The organism is Streptacidiphilus pinicola (assembly GCF_003258295.1).
Classification (GTDB): Bacteria; Actinomycetota; Actinomycetes; order Streptomycetales; family Streptomycetaceae; genus Streptacidiphilus; species Streptacidiphilus pinicola.
Genome location: NZ_QKYN01000006.1, coordinates 24,402 through 38,108, shown reverse-complemented (window position 1 = coordinate 38,108; position 13,707 = coordinate 24,402). Strand labels below are relative to the sequence as shown.

Here is a 13,707-nt window from a genome sequence, read left to right as displayed (position 1 = left end):
CGGGGCCCTGCGCGCGAGCCTCCCCAATACCCTCACACGAGCAGCCACCGGACAACTGACAGACTTGGCACGGCATCGACACGGGATTGATTGAGAGCACTCTGCGTGGCTGAAACGGGGAACGGGTCAATGCAGTTCGACCTCGGCGGAAGCGGGGCGTCGCCACTGGAGGCGGAGGACCCACGGGTGATCGGATCGATCCCCCTGCTGGGCCGGCTGGGCTCCGGCGGAATGGGACGGGTCTACCTCGGCGTGGTGGACGGTAGGTACGCGGCGGTCAAACAGGTGCTGCCGGCGTTCGCGGAGGACCGCGACTTCCTACGGCATTTCGGCCACGAACTGGACAACCTGGCGCGACTTCCGCAGGACGTCAGCGCGGCGCTGCTGGCCAGCGACCGGACAGCCCGGCCGCCGTGGTTCGCGACCGCGTACGTGCCGGGACTGACGCTCAGTCAGGCCACCGAGCTGCACGGCGGACCGCTCTCGGTCCCGATGCTGTGGCTGCTGCTGCGGGAGATCGCGGCCGAGCTCAAGGCCGTGCACGCGCTCGACATGGTGCACCGCGACCTCAAGCCGTCCAACGTGATGCTCACCGAGGAGGGCGTCACCCTCATCGACTTCGGCGTGGCGCGCGCCGCGGACCAGAGCCGGCTGACCAAGACCGGGATGCTGCTGGGCACGCCCGCGTACATGTCGCCCGAGCAGGCCAACGGACTCAAGGCGTTCACCGGCGCGACGGACGTCTGGGCACTCGGTGCACTCATCGCGTACGCGGCCGCGGGCGAACCGCCCTTCGGCGAGGGCTCGGGCGTGGACCTGCTCTACCGGATCGTGCACACCGAGCCGGATCTCGGGCGGGTCCGCGCGCTCGACGCCGGGCTCGCCGAGTGCCTGGCCGCCTGCCTGGACAAGAACCCGCAGGCCCGGCCGAGCGCGGACCGGCTGCACCAGCTCGGCCGGCAGAAGTGCGGTGCGCCGCAGCCTGGTTGGCCGCACGAGGTGATGCTGGCCCTGGCCGAGCGGTCGGCCTTCGCCCGCGTCCCGGCCCCGGTCGTCCCGGCCCCGGTCGTCGCGACCCCGCCGGAGGCATCCGCGCAGCCCGAGGCGGCGCCCGTGCCGGAGGCGGGAGCGGAACCGGACCCGGCGGCGGAGCCGCTCAGCAAGGCGCCGGTGGTGCTCAGCGCCGAGCCGCCCACCGAGCGCCCGAGACGGCGGTCGAAGCTGCTGCTGACCGCGCTGCCGATCCTGCTGGCGGCGGGCACGGCCTTCTCCGTGATCCTGCTGCCCAAGTTCTTCCCGATCGCCGGGGGCATCGGCACACCGTCCCCCTCGGTCTCCGTCACCACCTCCGGCGGCGCACCGAGCACCGGCCCGTCCGGATCGACCTCACCCTCGGGCGGCGCGTCGGGCACGCCGACGTCTGGCAGGACGCCCTCGGGCGGGGCCAGTGCCGGTTCCCCGCCCGCGTCCAGCCCCAGCTCCGGCCCGACGGGCGGGAACCACGGCGGCAGCCCCGGCGGTACGTCAGGCAGCACCGTCGGCGGCTCGTCCGGCGGCACCAGCGGCGGCACCCACGGGACGTCGGGCGGGTCGGGCGGCACCAACGGATCCGGTGGCGGGTCGGGCTCGGCCCCCGGCACGGTGACGCACTGGAGCGCCTACTTCCAGGGCTTCTACGTCGGGTACGCGCAGATCCCCATCCTGGTCAGCTGGACCCAGGTCTCGGGCGCGACCAGCTACGACATCCGCTACACGAACGACGGCAAGGGCAACCCCGGCGACCGGACCGACAAGGTCATCCCCGTCGGCGACTCGAGCAGCTACACGATCAACTCGCAGTACACCGGCGACAACATCTGCATCTGGCTCCGTGCCGACAACTCCTACGGCCGGTCGCCTTGGTCGCAGTCCATCTGCACGACGACACCGGAGTAGCGCGGACCGCGGAGCGGGGGACCGACGCCGCCGGTGGGGTTGTCCCCCGGTGGCGTCGGGGGGCTTCTCCATGGGCCGTGCGGTCGGTCGCTGACAGGCTGAGAGCGACCACCGCACGCGCACCCACCTGACGACGAGGTCCCTCCCATGCGCCACCGTCGCGCCGCCCTGCTCACCGTCGCCGCCGCTCTGCTCAGCTGCGCCGCCGCCCCCGCGAACGCGGGCGCCGGCCCGAGCCCGACTCCTCCATCGCTCGAAGGCGTCCTGCGCACCACGATCGCCCAGGCCGTCAAGGACGGCTACCCCGCCGCCGTCGCCTACGCCCGCCGGGGCCGGCAGACCGCCGCCGCGGCCGCGGGGTCGGCGGACGTGGCGACCGGACGCCCGGCGCGGACCGACGACCGGTTCCGGATCGCCAGCAACACCAAGTCCTTCGTGGCCACGGTGCTGCTCCAACTGGTCGCCGAGCACCGGCTGAGCCTGGACGACAGCGTCGACCGCTGGCTGCCGGGCGTGGTCTCCGGCGCGGGCAACGACGGGCGACGGATCACCGTGCGGCAGCTGCTGAACCAGACCAGCGGCATCTACGACCCCACCACTGACCCGGCCTTCTTCGCGCCCTACCTGCAGCGCCACGACATGGACTACGTCTACACCCCGCGCCGGGTGGTGGCCGAGGCGGTGGCTCATCCGCCGCTCTTCCCGCCCGGGACGCGGTGGAACTACTCCAACACCAACTACCTGCTGGCGGGCCTGGTGATCGAGGCGGTCACCAGGCGCAGCGCGGGCGAGGAGATCAGCGCGCGGATCCTGCGTCCGCTCGGCCTGACCCACACCACGCTGCCGCTGACCGATCCGCACATCCACGGCCGTCACCTGCACGGCTACGACCTGGAGCACCGCGACGTCACCGTGTTCAGCCCGTCGTACGACTGGACCGCCGGCGCGATGGTCTCCACGCTCGGCGACCTGGCCACGTTCGACCGGGCGCTGTTCTCCGGCCGGCTGCTGCCCGCGGCCGAGCAGCGCGCCCTGGAGACCGTCCCGGACGTCCCCGACAACGACGGCTACGCACTCGGCGTGACCAGGGCCTCGGTCGACTGCGGCGGCGGGCGCGAGGTCGCCGCCTGGGAGACGGACGGCGGCGGGCCCGGGTTCACCAGCATCTCGCTGACCTCGGCCGACGCCGACCGCCAACTCATCCTGGTCGGCACGGTCTTCGATCTCGGCAAGGACCTGAAGCAGCAGCGCCCGAACCCTGCCTCGGGCGCGCTCGGCCCGGCCCAGACCGCCGTCTTCTGCGGCTGAGCCCCGGCCGGGTCCGTCACCACGGCACTGGTATCCGTCAGATCCCGTTGGTGGCGAGGGCGGCGATGAGGAAGAACACGAACGCCCCGAGGCCGCCCAGGCCGACGAAGCTGAAGAACCGCGTCAGCGAGCCCAGCGGTCGCGGCAGTTCGGCGGCCCGCGGGCGCCCGCCGGGCGTGGCGGACGGGTAGCGGCGCGACAGCTGCACGCAGGCCAGCCCGGCGACCGAGAGGAACAGCAGGCCGAAGGAGATCCCGGCCAGCGCGCCCGCGTCGGGGCCGAACCCGGTCGGGTAGTAGGTGCCGGTGCCGGCCCGTTCCACGGCGACGACGGTCCCCGGGGCGTATGCGTGCGACATCACGGCGTCCGGGTCGGTGGTCCGCCGGTCGTCGGACCGGTATAGGCCGGAGCATTCCGTGTGCTGTCCCTTGCCGGAGCCGACTGTCTCGCACGAGAGCAGCCGGAACGTGCCCGGTGTCCCGGACCACCCGGCCGTGTAGCGGAGCATGTTGGCGCAGCCGCCGACCATCAGGACACCGACGAGGACGAGGATCGCCGCCGCGACGCCGCGCTTGCCGCGGGTCATCGGTTTCCGGTCCCGGTACACCATGACGTCTGCTCCCCCTCGTCCCTGACGCCCGTTCGGTGATCGTTCGAGCGGGGGAGACTGTACCGGGGGCATCGCCGCGGGTCAGCGGCGGGTCACCGCCCGAAGCCCGGCTCAGGGCGTCAGGACGATCTTGCCGGAGACGGTGCCGGACTCCGCGAGACGCAGCGCCTCGGCGGCACTCGCGAGCGGGAGGCGGGCGGCGATGGGCGCGGTGATCTCACCGCGCCGCAGCGCGGTGAACACCGCCCCGAGGTCGGCGCGCAGGCGGGTGCGGAAGCGGTTCGCGCTGAGGCTCCGGCCGGCCCAGATGTTGTAGAAACGGGCCCGGCGGCCGTTCGGCAGGGCGTTCCACAGCCAGGTGCGGGCGAGGATCTTCAGCACCGGCCACTGCTTGGAGCCGGAGTCGTCGCGCGTCGACGCACTGCCGTAGGCGACGAGGGCACCGCCGGGGGCGAGCAGGTGCCAGGAGTCGACGACGCTGCGGCCGCCGACGTGGTCGAAGACGGCGTCCACTCCGCCGGGGGCGAGCGCACGGACCTGGCCGGGCACGTCGCCGGCGCGGTAGTCGACCGGCGTGACGCCGAGCCGCCGCAGCGCGTCGTGGTGCCGGGCGGAGGCGGTGCCGATCACCGTCGCGCCGGCCGCGAGCGCGAGCTGGGCCAGCACGGACCCGACTCCCCCGCTGGCGCCGTGCACCAGGACGGTCTGCCCGGCTCGCACCCGCGCGTGGCGGTGCAGCATCTGCCAGGCGGTGACGCCGTTGACCACGACGGTCTCGGCCTGCTCGGCGCCGAGCCCCTCGGGGACCTCGACCGCGTCCCTGGCGTCGACGAGCACGTGGCTGGCCCAGCCGCCGACCTTGGTCAGCGCCGCCACCCGCCGGCCGACCAGCTCCTCCCCCACGCCGGGGCCGGCGGCCAGCACCCGGCCGACCAGGTCGTAGCCGGGCACGAAAGGGAACGCGGGCTGGTCGTAGTACCGGCCGCGGCGCATCTGCTGCTCGGCGAAGGAGACGCCGGTCGCCTCCATGGCGACGAGAACCTGGCCGGGCCCGGGCCGCGGCACCGCGGACCGGCGGACCTGCAGGCCCTCAGGCTCCACGACGCCCGGCAGAACCACCTCGACGAGGGTGTGATCGGACATGGTCGGCCACCAATCTTGAGAAGGTCTTGCGCTTGTTACAAGGTATAACACCTCGCTTCAGTGAATGGCAATTGTTTGCGTGATACCTTCTAACGCATGGACCGCATGGACCCGACGGAAGCGACGACGCCACGGCAGCGGTACCGCGCGCAGGTGCGCGCGGAGATCAAGCGGCACGCCTGGGAGCAGATCGCGGCGGCCGGCGCGTCGGCGCTCTCGCTGAACGCGATCGCCAAGCAGATGGGCCTCAGCGGCCCGGCCCTGTACCGCTACTTCGCCAACCGCGACGAGCTGATCACCGAGCTGATCCGGGACGCCTACCAGAGCCTGGCCGACACCTTCCGCGCCCGGGCCGAGGCCGGTACGAGCCTCCGGGGGCTGGCCGACACGCTGCGCGTCTGGGCGCTCGACGACCCGCAGCGCTACCTGCTGATCTACGGCACCCCGGTGCCCGGCTACCACGCCCCCGAGGACACCACCCGGCTCTCCGCCGAGGTCATGGCCGTGCTGCTCGACGCCTGCGCGGCCGAGGGGCTGCCCGAGCTGCCGCCGTCACCGCTCCAGGCGCATCTGGCCGACCACCGCGCCTGGGCGGGCGAGCACCCCGCCACGCCACCGGCCCTGCACCGGGCCCTCGCCTTCTGGACCCGCCTGCACGGCGTGCTCTCGCTCGAACTCGCGGGCCACTTCACCGGCATGGGCTTCGACCCGGCCCGGCTCTACGACGCCGAGGCCGAGGCCGTCACCGGCGGCTGAGCGGCCAGGTCCGGGCGCGGGCCAGGAGCAGGGCGACGTCGTCGCTGCCGTCGTGGTGGTGGAGTGCGTCCAGGAGCAGGTCGCAGGTCTCCTCCAGGGAGCGGCGTTCGCGGTTGAGCAGGTCGGTGAGGGCGCGCAGCCGGGTGTCGATCGCGTGGTCCCGGGTCTCCACCAGACCGTCGGTGTAGAGCAGGAGTTCGTCGCCCTCGCCGAACTCCAGCAGCACGTCCTCGAAGGAGGTGCCGCCGACGCCGAGCGGCACGCCGGTGGGCAGGTCGAGCAGACGGGGCGGGTTGCCGAGGCGGGTGAGCACCGGGGGCAGATGGCCGGCGCAGGCGACCCGGCAGCTGCGGCCGCGCGGGTCGTAGACGGCGTAGATACAGGTGGCGATGGTCTCGTCCAGCCCCTCGGCGATGCCGTCGAGGTGGGTGAGCACGACCGCGGGAGCCAGGTCCAGGCGGGCCAGGGTGCGGGCGGCGGTGCGCAGTTGGCCCATCGCCGCGGCCGCGTTGATGCCGCTGCCCATGACGTCGCCGACGACCAGGGCGGTCTTGTCGTCCGCGAGGGCGATGACGTCGAACCAGTCACCGCCCACCTCGACGGCGCTGTCGGCCGGCTGGTAGCGGTAGGCGACCTCCAGGCCCGGGGGCTGTGGCGGCCGGTCGGGCAGCAGGTGACGTTGCAGCGCAAGGGCGGCGTGGCGCTGCCGCTGGTACCAGCGCGCGTTGTCGATGCAGACCGCCGCCCGCGCGGCCAGCTCGGTCGCCAGCACGACGTCGTCGTCGGTGAAGGGACGCGGGTTGCGGGCGCGGATCATGTCGAGTGCGCCGAGGACCTGCCCGCGGGCCCGCAGCGGCACGGCCATGTAGGAGTGGATCCGGGCCTGCTTCAGCTGTTCCGCCGCGGCCTCGTCGCGCGCGATCCGCGGCAGGTCGGCCTCGGTGACGTGGGCGACCAGGAGCGGGCGCCCCTTGCGGACGCTACGGGTGACCAGGCGCCTGGCGTCGTAGCGCGCGATCTCGCCGACCGGGTCGGCCGCGTCGGCCATCGGCGTGCGGTAGGCGGTCTTGATCGCTAGCGCGCGGAAGACCGCCGGGCTGCCGTCGCCGGTCCGCGCGGTGGTGTCGAAGAGCACCGAGTCCAGCACGTCGACCGCGGCGAAGTCGGCGAACTCGGGCACCAGCACATCGGCCAACTCCCGTGCGGTGACGTCGAGATCGAGGGTGGTGCCGATCCGCTCCGAGGCGTCGGCGAGCACGGTGAGCCGACGCCGGGCCGCCGCCGCGGCGATGGCGGAGCTGTGCTGTTCGGTGACGTCGACGACCGAGGTGGCGACGCCGACCACCCGTCCGCCCGTGTCGTCCAGCCGGTAGTAGGACACCGACCAGGCCCGCTCGCGCTCCGGATCGGCGGGGGTGCGGCCGACGGTCAGCTGGTCCAGCAGCGGGTTCCCGCCGGCGAGGACGGTGCGCATGGCCGACTCGATCCCCCGGACGTCGAGGAACGGGAGCGCCTCGCCGACGGTGTGGCCCAGCTGCTGGGCGGCGGGGATCCCGTTGATCCGCTCCAGCGCCGGGTTGACCAGGATGTACCGCAGGTCGGGGCCGACCGCGGCGAGCCCGATCGGCGACTGCTCGACCAGGCGCAGCGACAGGGCCAGATCGCGCTCCAGCCGTCGCAGCGTCACCTGGTCGGTGGCCAGCATCAGCGCGTAGTGGCCGCCCCGGCTGTCCTCCAGGCGCATGTTGCGGAACTCGGTCAGCTGCCGCGAGCCGTCCTTGTGCCGGACCGGGAAGACGCCCGCCCAGGATCCGCCACCGGACATGATCCTGGCGAACCACGACAGCACCCAGGTGACGTGCTCCTCGTCCACCAGCACCCGGGCGGCCGGCCGGCCCAGCGCCTCGGCCGCGGACCAGCCGAACAGGGCCTCGGCCTGCGGGCTCCACAGCACGATCCGGCCCTCGGCGTTCAGCACCACCGCCGCGACGCCCAGGACGTCCAGCAGGCCGCCGGGCTCCTGCGAGGGGCCGCCTCCGCCGCGCTCCGGCCCGCGCTGGGGCTCACGAGCCGGCTCCGGCCCGGTCATCTCGGCCGCGTCCATCGGCCACCTCCCTCCGCCGGACCCACCTGGTCGCGCCCCGGCACCCGGGATTCCTCCCCTCATCGTCTCGCGACCGCGCGCAGATGCCAGTGGGTGGGAGCTCAGGTGTCGGCGAGGAGGGTCTGCTCACACCAGATGATCTTGCCGGTCGCGGTCTGCCGGGTCCCCCAGCGCTGGGTGAGCTGGGCGACCAGCAGCAGGCCCCGGCCGCCCTCGTCGAACACCCGGGCCCGACGCAGGTGGGGTGCGGTGTTGCTGCCGTCCGACACCTCGCAGATCAGCGTGCGCACCGGGGCGTCGCCCGTCTCGCCGGGCGGCTCGGGGAAGATCAACCGGAGCTGGATCGGGGGGCTCCCGTAACGGATGGCGTTGGTGACGAGCTCACTGATCACGAGCTCGGTGGCGAACCCGGCCTCCTCCAGGCCCCAGCCCGAAAGGGCGCGCATCGCGTTCGCCCGGACCCCCGCGACCGCCGCCGGGTCGGGGGGCACGTCCCAGGTCGCGACCCGGTCGGGCGCCAGGCGGCGCACCCGGGCCACGAGCAGCGCGGCGTCGTCGCCGGGACGCTCCGGCAGCACGGTGGCCAGGATCCGGTCGCACAGCGCCTCCAGTGAGCCGTCCGGGGACGCGAGGGCGTGCCGCAGCGCCTCCAGGCCGCTGTCCACGGCCCGCTGCCGGCCCTCGACCAGTCCGTCGGTGTAGAGCGCCAGCAGGCTCCCCTCGGGCAGGACGGTCTCGACCGTCTCAAAGGGCAGCCCGCCGAGGCCGAGCGGCGGTCCGGCCGGCAGTTCCAGGAAGGACGCCTGACCGTCGGGATGCGCCACGGCGGGCGCCGGGTGCCCGGCGCGGGCCAGCGAGCAGCCGCCCGACACCGGGTCGTAGACGGCGTACAGGCAGGTGGCGCCGACCTCCGCCCCGGTGGGGTCGTCCTCGGTGACGGTGTCGGCGGCCAGCCGGATGACCAGGTCGTCGAGCTGGGTGAGCAGTTCGTCGGGCGCGAGGTCGGCGTCGGCCAGCGTTCGCACCGCGGAGCGCAGTTGGCCCATCGTGGCGGAGGCCTGGAGGCCGTGCCCGACCACGTCGCCGACGACCAGCGCCACCCGCGCGCCGGAGAGCGGGATCACGTCGAACCAGTCCCCGCCCACGCCGAGCCGGGCGTCGGCCGGCAGGTAGCGGAAGGCGGCCTCGACCGCGGGCTGTTGCGGCAGCCGCCGCGGCAGCAGGCTGTGCTGGAGCGTCAGCGCGGCGGCGTGCTCCCGGGTGAAGCGACGGGCGTTGTCCAGGCAGACGGCGGCCCGGGCGACCAACTCCTCGGCCAGGGCCAGGTCGTCGGCCTGGAACGGCTCCGGCCGCCGCGAGCGGAGGAAGTCCACCACGCCCAGGGTCGTGCCCCGCGCGATCACCGGCACCACCATCCACGAGTGGATCCCGTACGTCCGGCAGACGGCGGACCGGGCCGGATCCTGCGCCAGCCAGGCGCCGATGGCCGGGTCCCGCACCTGGTGCAGCTCGGACCGACCGGCCTCCAGGCCGCGCGCCTGGGGCGAGGCGTCGGTGTAGAAGTCGACCTCGCCCACCTGGACCACGGCCTCCGGCGAGCCCTGGATCACGGACCGGTTGGCCACCCGGCGCAGCACCGCCCCGGTGACCGGCCCGGCGGCGGGCTCCTCGCCGCTCAGCAGGCCCTCCAGCAGGTCGACGCTGACGAAGTCGGCGAGCCGGGGCACCGCCACGTCCGCCAGCTCCTGCGCGGTGGCGAGGACGTCCAGGGTGGTGCCGATGCGCAGGCCGGCGTCGTAGAGCAGGTTCAGCCGCTCCCTGGCCTCGTCGGCCCGGTCGGCGACGGCGAGCAGCTCGGTGGTGTCGCGGAAGGTCGCCACGTATCCCGCGGGGCCGCTGCTGACCTGCGTGGGCCGCAGGTTGACGGCCAGCAGCCGGTCCCCGGCCGGGTGCACCTCGTCGGTGACGGTCCGCCCGGACGCCAGCAGCGCGGCCATGCCCGGGTCCAGCCCCAGCTCGTGCAGCGGCCGTCCCGGGGCGTCCGGCGGCAGGCCGAGCAGGTGCTGCGCCTCGTCGTTGGCCAGCACCAGACGCTGCTCGGCGTCCAGGATCAGCACGCCCTCGCGGACCGCGTGCAGCACGGCGTCGTGGTGCTCGTACATCCGCGTCATCTCGACCGGGCCGAGGCCGTGCGTCTGCCGGCGCAGCCGCCAGCCCACCAGGGTCGCCCCGCCCGCGGCCAGGACCAGCGCGCCCACCGCGGCACCGATCAGCAGGGGCTGCTGGCGGTTGGCCATGGCCGCGACGTCCGTGGTCTGCACACCGGTGGAGACGAGCCCGACCACCGTGCCGTGCGCGTCCTTGACCGGCACGAGGGCCCGGACGGCGTTCTGCGGCGAGCCGTTGAAGATCTCGGTGAAGGACTCTCCGGCCGCGGCGCGGGCGATGTCGCCCTGGGCGCGTTTGCCGATCAGCGTCGGGTCCGGATCCGTGTAGCGGATGCCGTCCTTGCTGAGCACGTCGACGAAGTCCACGCCGGAGCCCTGCTGGGCCGCCAGGGTGAGCGGTTCGAGGGCCCCCGTCGGATGCGGCGACTGCAGGGCCTGCACCAGCCCGGGCGCGTGGGCGAAGCCCGCCGCGACGGCGAGCGCCTTGTCCCGGGCGTCGCTCTGGGCGTCGTGCGTGGTCTTCAGCGCCAGGGCGACCGTCGCGGCAGCGGCCAGGAGCAGCAGCACCGCCAACTGCCACACGAACGTCTGCCCGGCGACGCTCCGCAGCCCGAAGAGCGGGGTCGGCCGTGCCCTCCCCCTCCGCGCGCCATGGCGGCCTTGCGTGGGAAAGAGGCCGAACCTGCCCATAAGCCATTTTTACCCCGCTCACGCTCGGTGAACGCGGCAGGCCGCCGCCCGGCGGAAGCCGGCCGGCGGCCGCGGCGGTTCAGGCCTCGCTGCCGTCCATCCGGTAAGGGCGCGCGTACGCGGGGATCACCCGGCGCGTCGGGGGCAGCGGATGGAGCAGGTCCGGGGCCTGGGTGTGGATCGGCACGAGGACCTTCGGGGCCACGCGGTGCACGAAGGTGTGCAGGTCGTCGGCGGTGGCGTGGCCGAAGGAGCCGATCCGCCGCAACGGGACGTCCAGCGCGGCGAGCCACTCGGTGAACAGCTCCCAGCGCGGCTCGAACGGACCGAGCGGCTCCCCGTTCGCGTGCAGCCAGACCGTCTTCGGTCCCAGCGGCAGGTCGCCCAGGTCGGCGATGCCGCGGAGGTCACCCAGGTCGGGCTGGAGAACGAAGCCGCCCGGGTCGGCGCGGAGCGCGTCGGCGCCGAGGGAGCTCCAGGCGAGCACGTCGGCGATGCCCGCCTCGGCGAGGAAGGCCGCGACGCGGTCGCCCCAGACGATGCGGCGCCCGGCCGCGGCGGCGATGTCGAGGAACTCGGTGACCCGCTCCAGATCGCGCGGGTAGAGCGCCAGCAGCACCAGGTCGCGGTCGGCGGCGGCGAGCGCCGCGGCGAAGTCGGCGGCCACGTCGTCCTCGGTGCGCGGCGGGCCGGCGGGCAGGCCGAGCCCCAGGGCGGTGCCCTCGGTGACCAGCACGTCGCAGCCGGCGGCCCGCTCGGCGAAGTGCCAGGAGCGCTCCGGGTTGCGGCCGTGGAAGCGGATGTCCCCGGTGAAGGCGAGCACGCCGTCGGAAGTGGTGACCAGGTAGCCGCTGGCGCCGGGGGTGTCGTGGTCGACGGTGATGCGCTCCACCGTCATCGGGCCGACCTGCACGGGCTGCTGCTCCGGCAGCGGCTGCCAGGCCGGGTCGCCGCCGGGCAGGCCGTCGCCGCACGCGGCGAGCGCGGTCAGCAGGGCGATGGTGGCCGGGGAGGCGTGCACCGGGATCCGCGGGTCGACAAAGCCGGCCAGACCGCAGTGGTCGATGTGGCCGTGGGTGAGGAACACCTCCGTGTGCGCGCCCCGCTCCGCCAGCGGGTCGCCCGCGTCGAGCTGCGCCGGGTCGTAGAGCCCGCCGATACGCGGGGCGGCGCCCACCCGGAGCCGCTGGGCCAGCTCGCGGCCCGGTCGCAGCGCGACCGGCGGGCGGAACAGGTCGGCGTCGGCCGGGATGTCCGTGCCGAAGTCCAGCAGGACCCGGTGCGAGCCCTCGCTGACCAGGACCTTGCTGGAGCCGATGAGGCCTACGCCGCCCCAGAATTCCACAGTCGTCATACGTTCGTGTGCTCACTGTCCAGAGAAGGTGCGTGGCCGACGGCCGGGGCGAGTGCCCAGGTCGTCAGCGCCGGCAGGAGGTCCTCGACGCGCTCCGCCGTGGCGGTGGCGGGGCCGTCGGCCCTGCCGAAGCGGTCGATGTATCCGGTGGCGGCGCCGATGGCCACGGCGGGTTCGATTTCGTTGCGGTAGTGGTCGCCCAGCGAGAAGAGCGCGGACGCGGGCCGCCCGCCGAGCGCGCGGGCCATCCACGAGCGCAGGCCCGCGGGCTTTCCTGCGGCGGGGACGACCTCGTCGAACGCGTCCGTCAGACCCATGCGCACGAGCAGCGGCGCGAGCCCTTCGGGCGGGCTGTTGGTGGCCAGCACGACCCGCACTCGGCCGTCGCCGCGCAGCGCGGCGAAGTGCGCGACCAGAGGCTCGACGACGTCCAACGCGCAGGCCTCGTCGAGCATGTGGATCCGGCTGTCCAGGAACGCCTGCTGCGTCACCGCCTCGGCGAGCCCCAGGTCGGCGGCGAGGAGCTGGACCAGCCCCCAGCCGTCCTGCGCCGCGCGCAGCGCACGCGCCTCCGCCGGCGTCGCGGCGGAGCCGGCGGCGGCGATGCCCTCGGCGAGGAAGCGCTCGAAGGTGTCCAGGAGGCCGCCGGCCTCCTCCCTCGGCAGGGCGGCCGCGACCTGTCGGGCGTAGTGGCGCACCGGGTCGTCGCCCCGGTACACCGTGCCGTCGAAGTCGCTGACCAGGATCGGTCGGTCGTCAGCCACGCACGCCTCCGGCGGCGGACAGGGCGCCCCGGATGAACTGCCGCTGCAGCACCAGGAAGAACGCCATCACGGGCAGGGTGGTGAAGGTGACCGCGGCGGCCAGCCCCGGGAAGTCGGTGCCCTCGGCGGACGCGAAGGTGGACAGGCCGACCTCGACCGGCTGGACCGTGTTGCTGGAGTCCATGCTGCTGCTAGTCATGATGACCGGCCACAGGAAGGAGTTCCACGAGCCCAGGAAGACGTTGACGGCGATGATGACCAGCGCCGGGCGGACCATCGGCACGCCGATCGACCGGAGCACCCGCAGCCGGGACGCGCCGTCCAGCGCGGCGGCGTCCAGGATCTCCTGAGGGATCGCCAGGAAGAACTGGCGGACCAGGAAGATGCCGAAGACGCTGGCGCCCCAGGGGATGATCTGGATCCAGTAGGTGTTGAGCAGGTGCAGGTCGTTGGCGAGCACGTAGTCGGGGATGATCAGCACGGTGCCCGGCATCATCAGCACCGACAGCACCACCACGGTCAGCACCTTGCGCCCGGGGAACCGCAGCACGCCGAAGGCGAAGCCGGCCAGCAGCGAGGTCGCCAGGCACAGCAGCACCGTCGCCGAGGCGATCAGGACCGTGTTGCCGAACAGCCGCAGCCACGGCGCCGCATGCCAGGCGCGGGACCAGTTGGACCAGTCCCAGTGCGGCAGCAGCACGGGCGGGAAGTCGCTGAACTCGCCGGGACGCCCGAGCGAGATCACGACGGTCCAGTAGAACGGGAAGACGAACGCGGCACCGATCAGCAGCGCCAGCGCGCGCCGGGCGAGACGCCCGGCGCGGCCGGCTCCGGTGATCGACCGGATCCCCCGTGAGGAGGCGAGCTTCATGCGT

10 protein-coding genes are annotated in these 13,707 nt (G+C 73.9%); 3 read left to right on the top strand and 7 right to left on the bottom strand.

The window, feature by feature from the left end; genetic code table 11:
- Nucleotides 1-186: 186 nt before the first annotated feature.
- Nucleotides 187-1,935 carry a serine/threonine-protein kinase gene (locus tag DN069_RS42265; RefSeq protein WP_279387861.1) on the top strand — a complete coding sequence of 583 codons (1,749 nt, stop codon included), beginning with the start codon at nucleotides 187-189 and terminating at the stop codon, nucleotides 1,933-1,935.
- A 147-nt stretch (nucleotides 1,936-2,082) separates the two neighbouring features.
- Nucleotides 2,083-3,243, top strand: a complete 1,161-nt coding sequence (locus DN069_RS00780) for a serine hydrolase domain-containing protein (RefSeq protein WP_111498714.1) — start codon at nucleotides 2,083-2,085, stop codon at nucleotides 3,241-3,243.
- 37 nt (nucleotides 3,244-3,280) lie between these two features.
- On the opposite strand, the gene DN069_RS00775 is transcribed toward DN069_RS00780, so the two are convergent.
- A complete protein-coding gene (locus tag DN069_RS00775; RefSeq protein WP_111498713.1) occupies nucleotides 3,281-3,853 on the bottom strand; it encodes a hypothetical protein in 573 nt (190 codons plus the stop codon).
- Nucleotides 3,854-3,964: 111 nt separating this feature from the next.
- Nucleotides 3,965-4,996 (bottom strand): medium chain dehydrogenase/reductase family protein, encoded by a 1,032-nt coding sequence (locus DN069_RS00770; protein WP_111498712.1) that lies wholly within the window; start codon nucleotides 4,994-4,996, stop codon nucleotides 3,965-3,967.
- Nucleotides 4,997-5,101: 105 nt separating this feature from the next.
- Between DN069_RS00770 and DN069_RS00765 the strand changes: the two genes are divergently transcribed.
- Nucleotides 5,102-5,752: a TetR/AcrR family transcriptional regulator gene (locus DN069_RS00765; protein WP_111498730.1), complete on the top strand. Its 651-nt coding sequence runs from the start codon at nucleotides 5,102-5,104 to the stop codon at nucleotides 5,750-5,752.
- On the opposite strand, the gene DN069_RS00760 is transcribed toward DN069_RS00765, so the two are convergent.
- The 5 genes from DN069_RS00760 to DN069_RS00740 all read right to left on the bottom strand — a co-directional run bounded on the left by DN069_RS00760 (nucleotide 5,739) and on the right by DN069_RS00740 (nucleotide 13,703).
- Entirely contained in the window at nucleotides 5,739-7,856 is a 2,118-nt protein-coding gene (locus DN069_RS00760) for a SpoIIE family protein phosphatase (RefSeq protein WP_243638809.1), read from the bottom strand. The two genes, DN069_RS00765 and DN069_RS00760, sit on opposite strands and share 14 nt — an antisense overlap.
- A gap of 101 nt (nucleotides 7,857-7,957) precedes the next feature.
- The gene (locus tag DN069_RS00755) at nucleotides 7,958-10,714 is read right to left on the bottom strand and encodes a SpoIIE family protein phosphatase (RefSeq protein WP_111498711.1); all 2,757 of its coding nucleotides are present in this window, start codon (nucleotides 10,712-10,714) and stop codon (nucleotides 7,958-7,960) included.
- A gap of 79 nt (nucleotides 10,715-10,793) precedes the next feature.
- Nucleotides 10,794-12,068: an MBL fold metallo-hydrolase gene (locus DN069_RS00750; RefSeq protein WP_111498710.1), complete on the bottom strand. Its 1,275-nt coding sequence runs from the start codon at nucleotides 12,066-12,068 to the stop codon at nucleotides 10,794-10,796.
- Nucleotides 12,065-12,832 (bottom strand): HAD family hydrolase, encoded by a 768-nt coding sequence (locus DN069_RS00745; RefSeq protein WP_111498709.1) that lies wholly within the window; start codon nucleotides 12,830-12,832, stop codon nucleotides 12,065-12,067. Before DN069_RS00745 ends, DN069_RS00750 begins: the two co-directional genes overlap by 4 nt.
- On the bottom strand, nucleotides 12,825-13,703 hold the full coding sequence (locus DN069_RS00740; RefSeq protein ID WP_111498708.1) for a carbohydrate ABC transporter permease: 879 nt from the start codon (nucleotides 13,701-13,703) through the stop codon (nucleotides 12,825-12,827). The genes DN069_RS00745 and DN069_RS00740 overlap by 8 nt, the downstream gene beginning before the upstream one ends.
- Between the last annotated feature and the right edge of the window lie 4 nt (nucleotides 13,704-13,707).

Excerpts from the sequence above, each read along its gene's own strand:
- DN069_RS00780 (WP_111498714.1), top strand. The coding sequence starts at position 2,083 with ATGCGCCACCGTCGCGCCGCCCTGCTCACCGTCGCCGCCGCTCTGCTC.
- DN069_RS00775 (WP_111498713.1), bottom strand. The coding sequence starts at position 3,853 with ATGGTGTACCGGGACCGGAAACCGATGACCCGCGGCAAGCGCGGCGTC.
- DN069_RS00770 (WP_111498712.1), bottom strand. The coding sequence starts at position 4,996 with ATGTCCGATCACACCCTCGTCGAGGTGGTTCTGCCGGGCGTCGTGGAG.
- DN069_RS00765 (WP_111498730.1), top strand. The coding sequence starts at position 5,102 with ATGGACCCGACGGAAGCGACGACGCCACGGCAGCGGTACCGCGCGCAG.
- DN069_RS00760 (WP_243638809.1), bottom strand. The coding sequence starts at position 7,856 with ATGGACGCGGCCGAGATGACCGGGCCGGAGCCGGCTCGTGAGCCCCAG.
- DN069_RS00755 (WP_111498711.1), bottom strand. The coding sequence starts at position 10,714 with ATGGGCAGGTTCGGCCTCTTTCCCACGCAAGGCCGCCATGGCGCGCGG.
- DN069_RS00750 (WP_111498710.1), bottom strand. The coding sequence starts at position 12,068 with ATGACGACTGTGGAATTCTGGGGCGGCGTAGGCCTCATCGGCTCCAGC.
- DN069_RS00740 (WP_111498708.1), bottom strand. The coding sequence starts at position 13,703 with ATGAAGCTCGCCTCCTCACGGGGGATCCGGTCGATCACCGGAGCCGGC.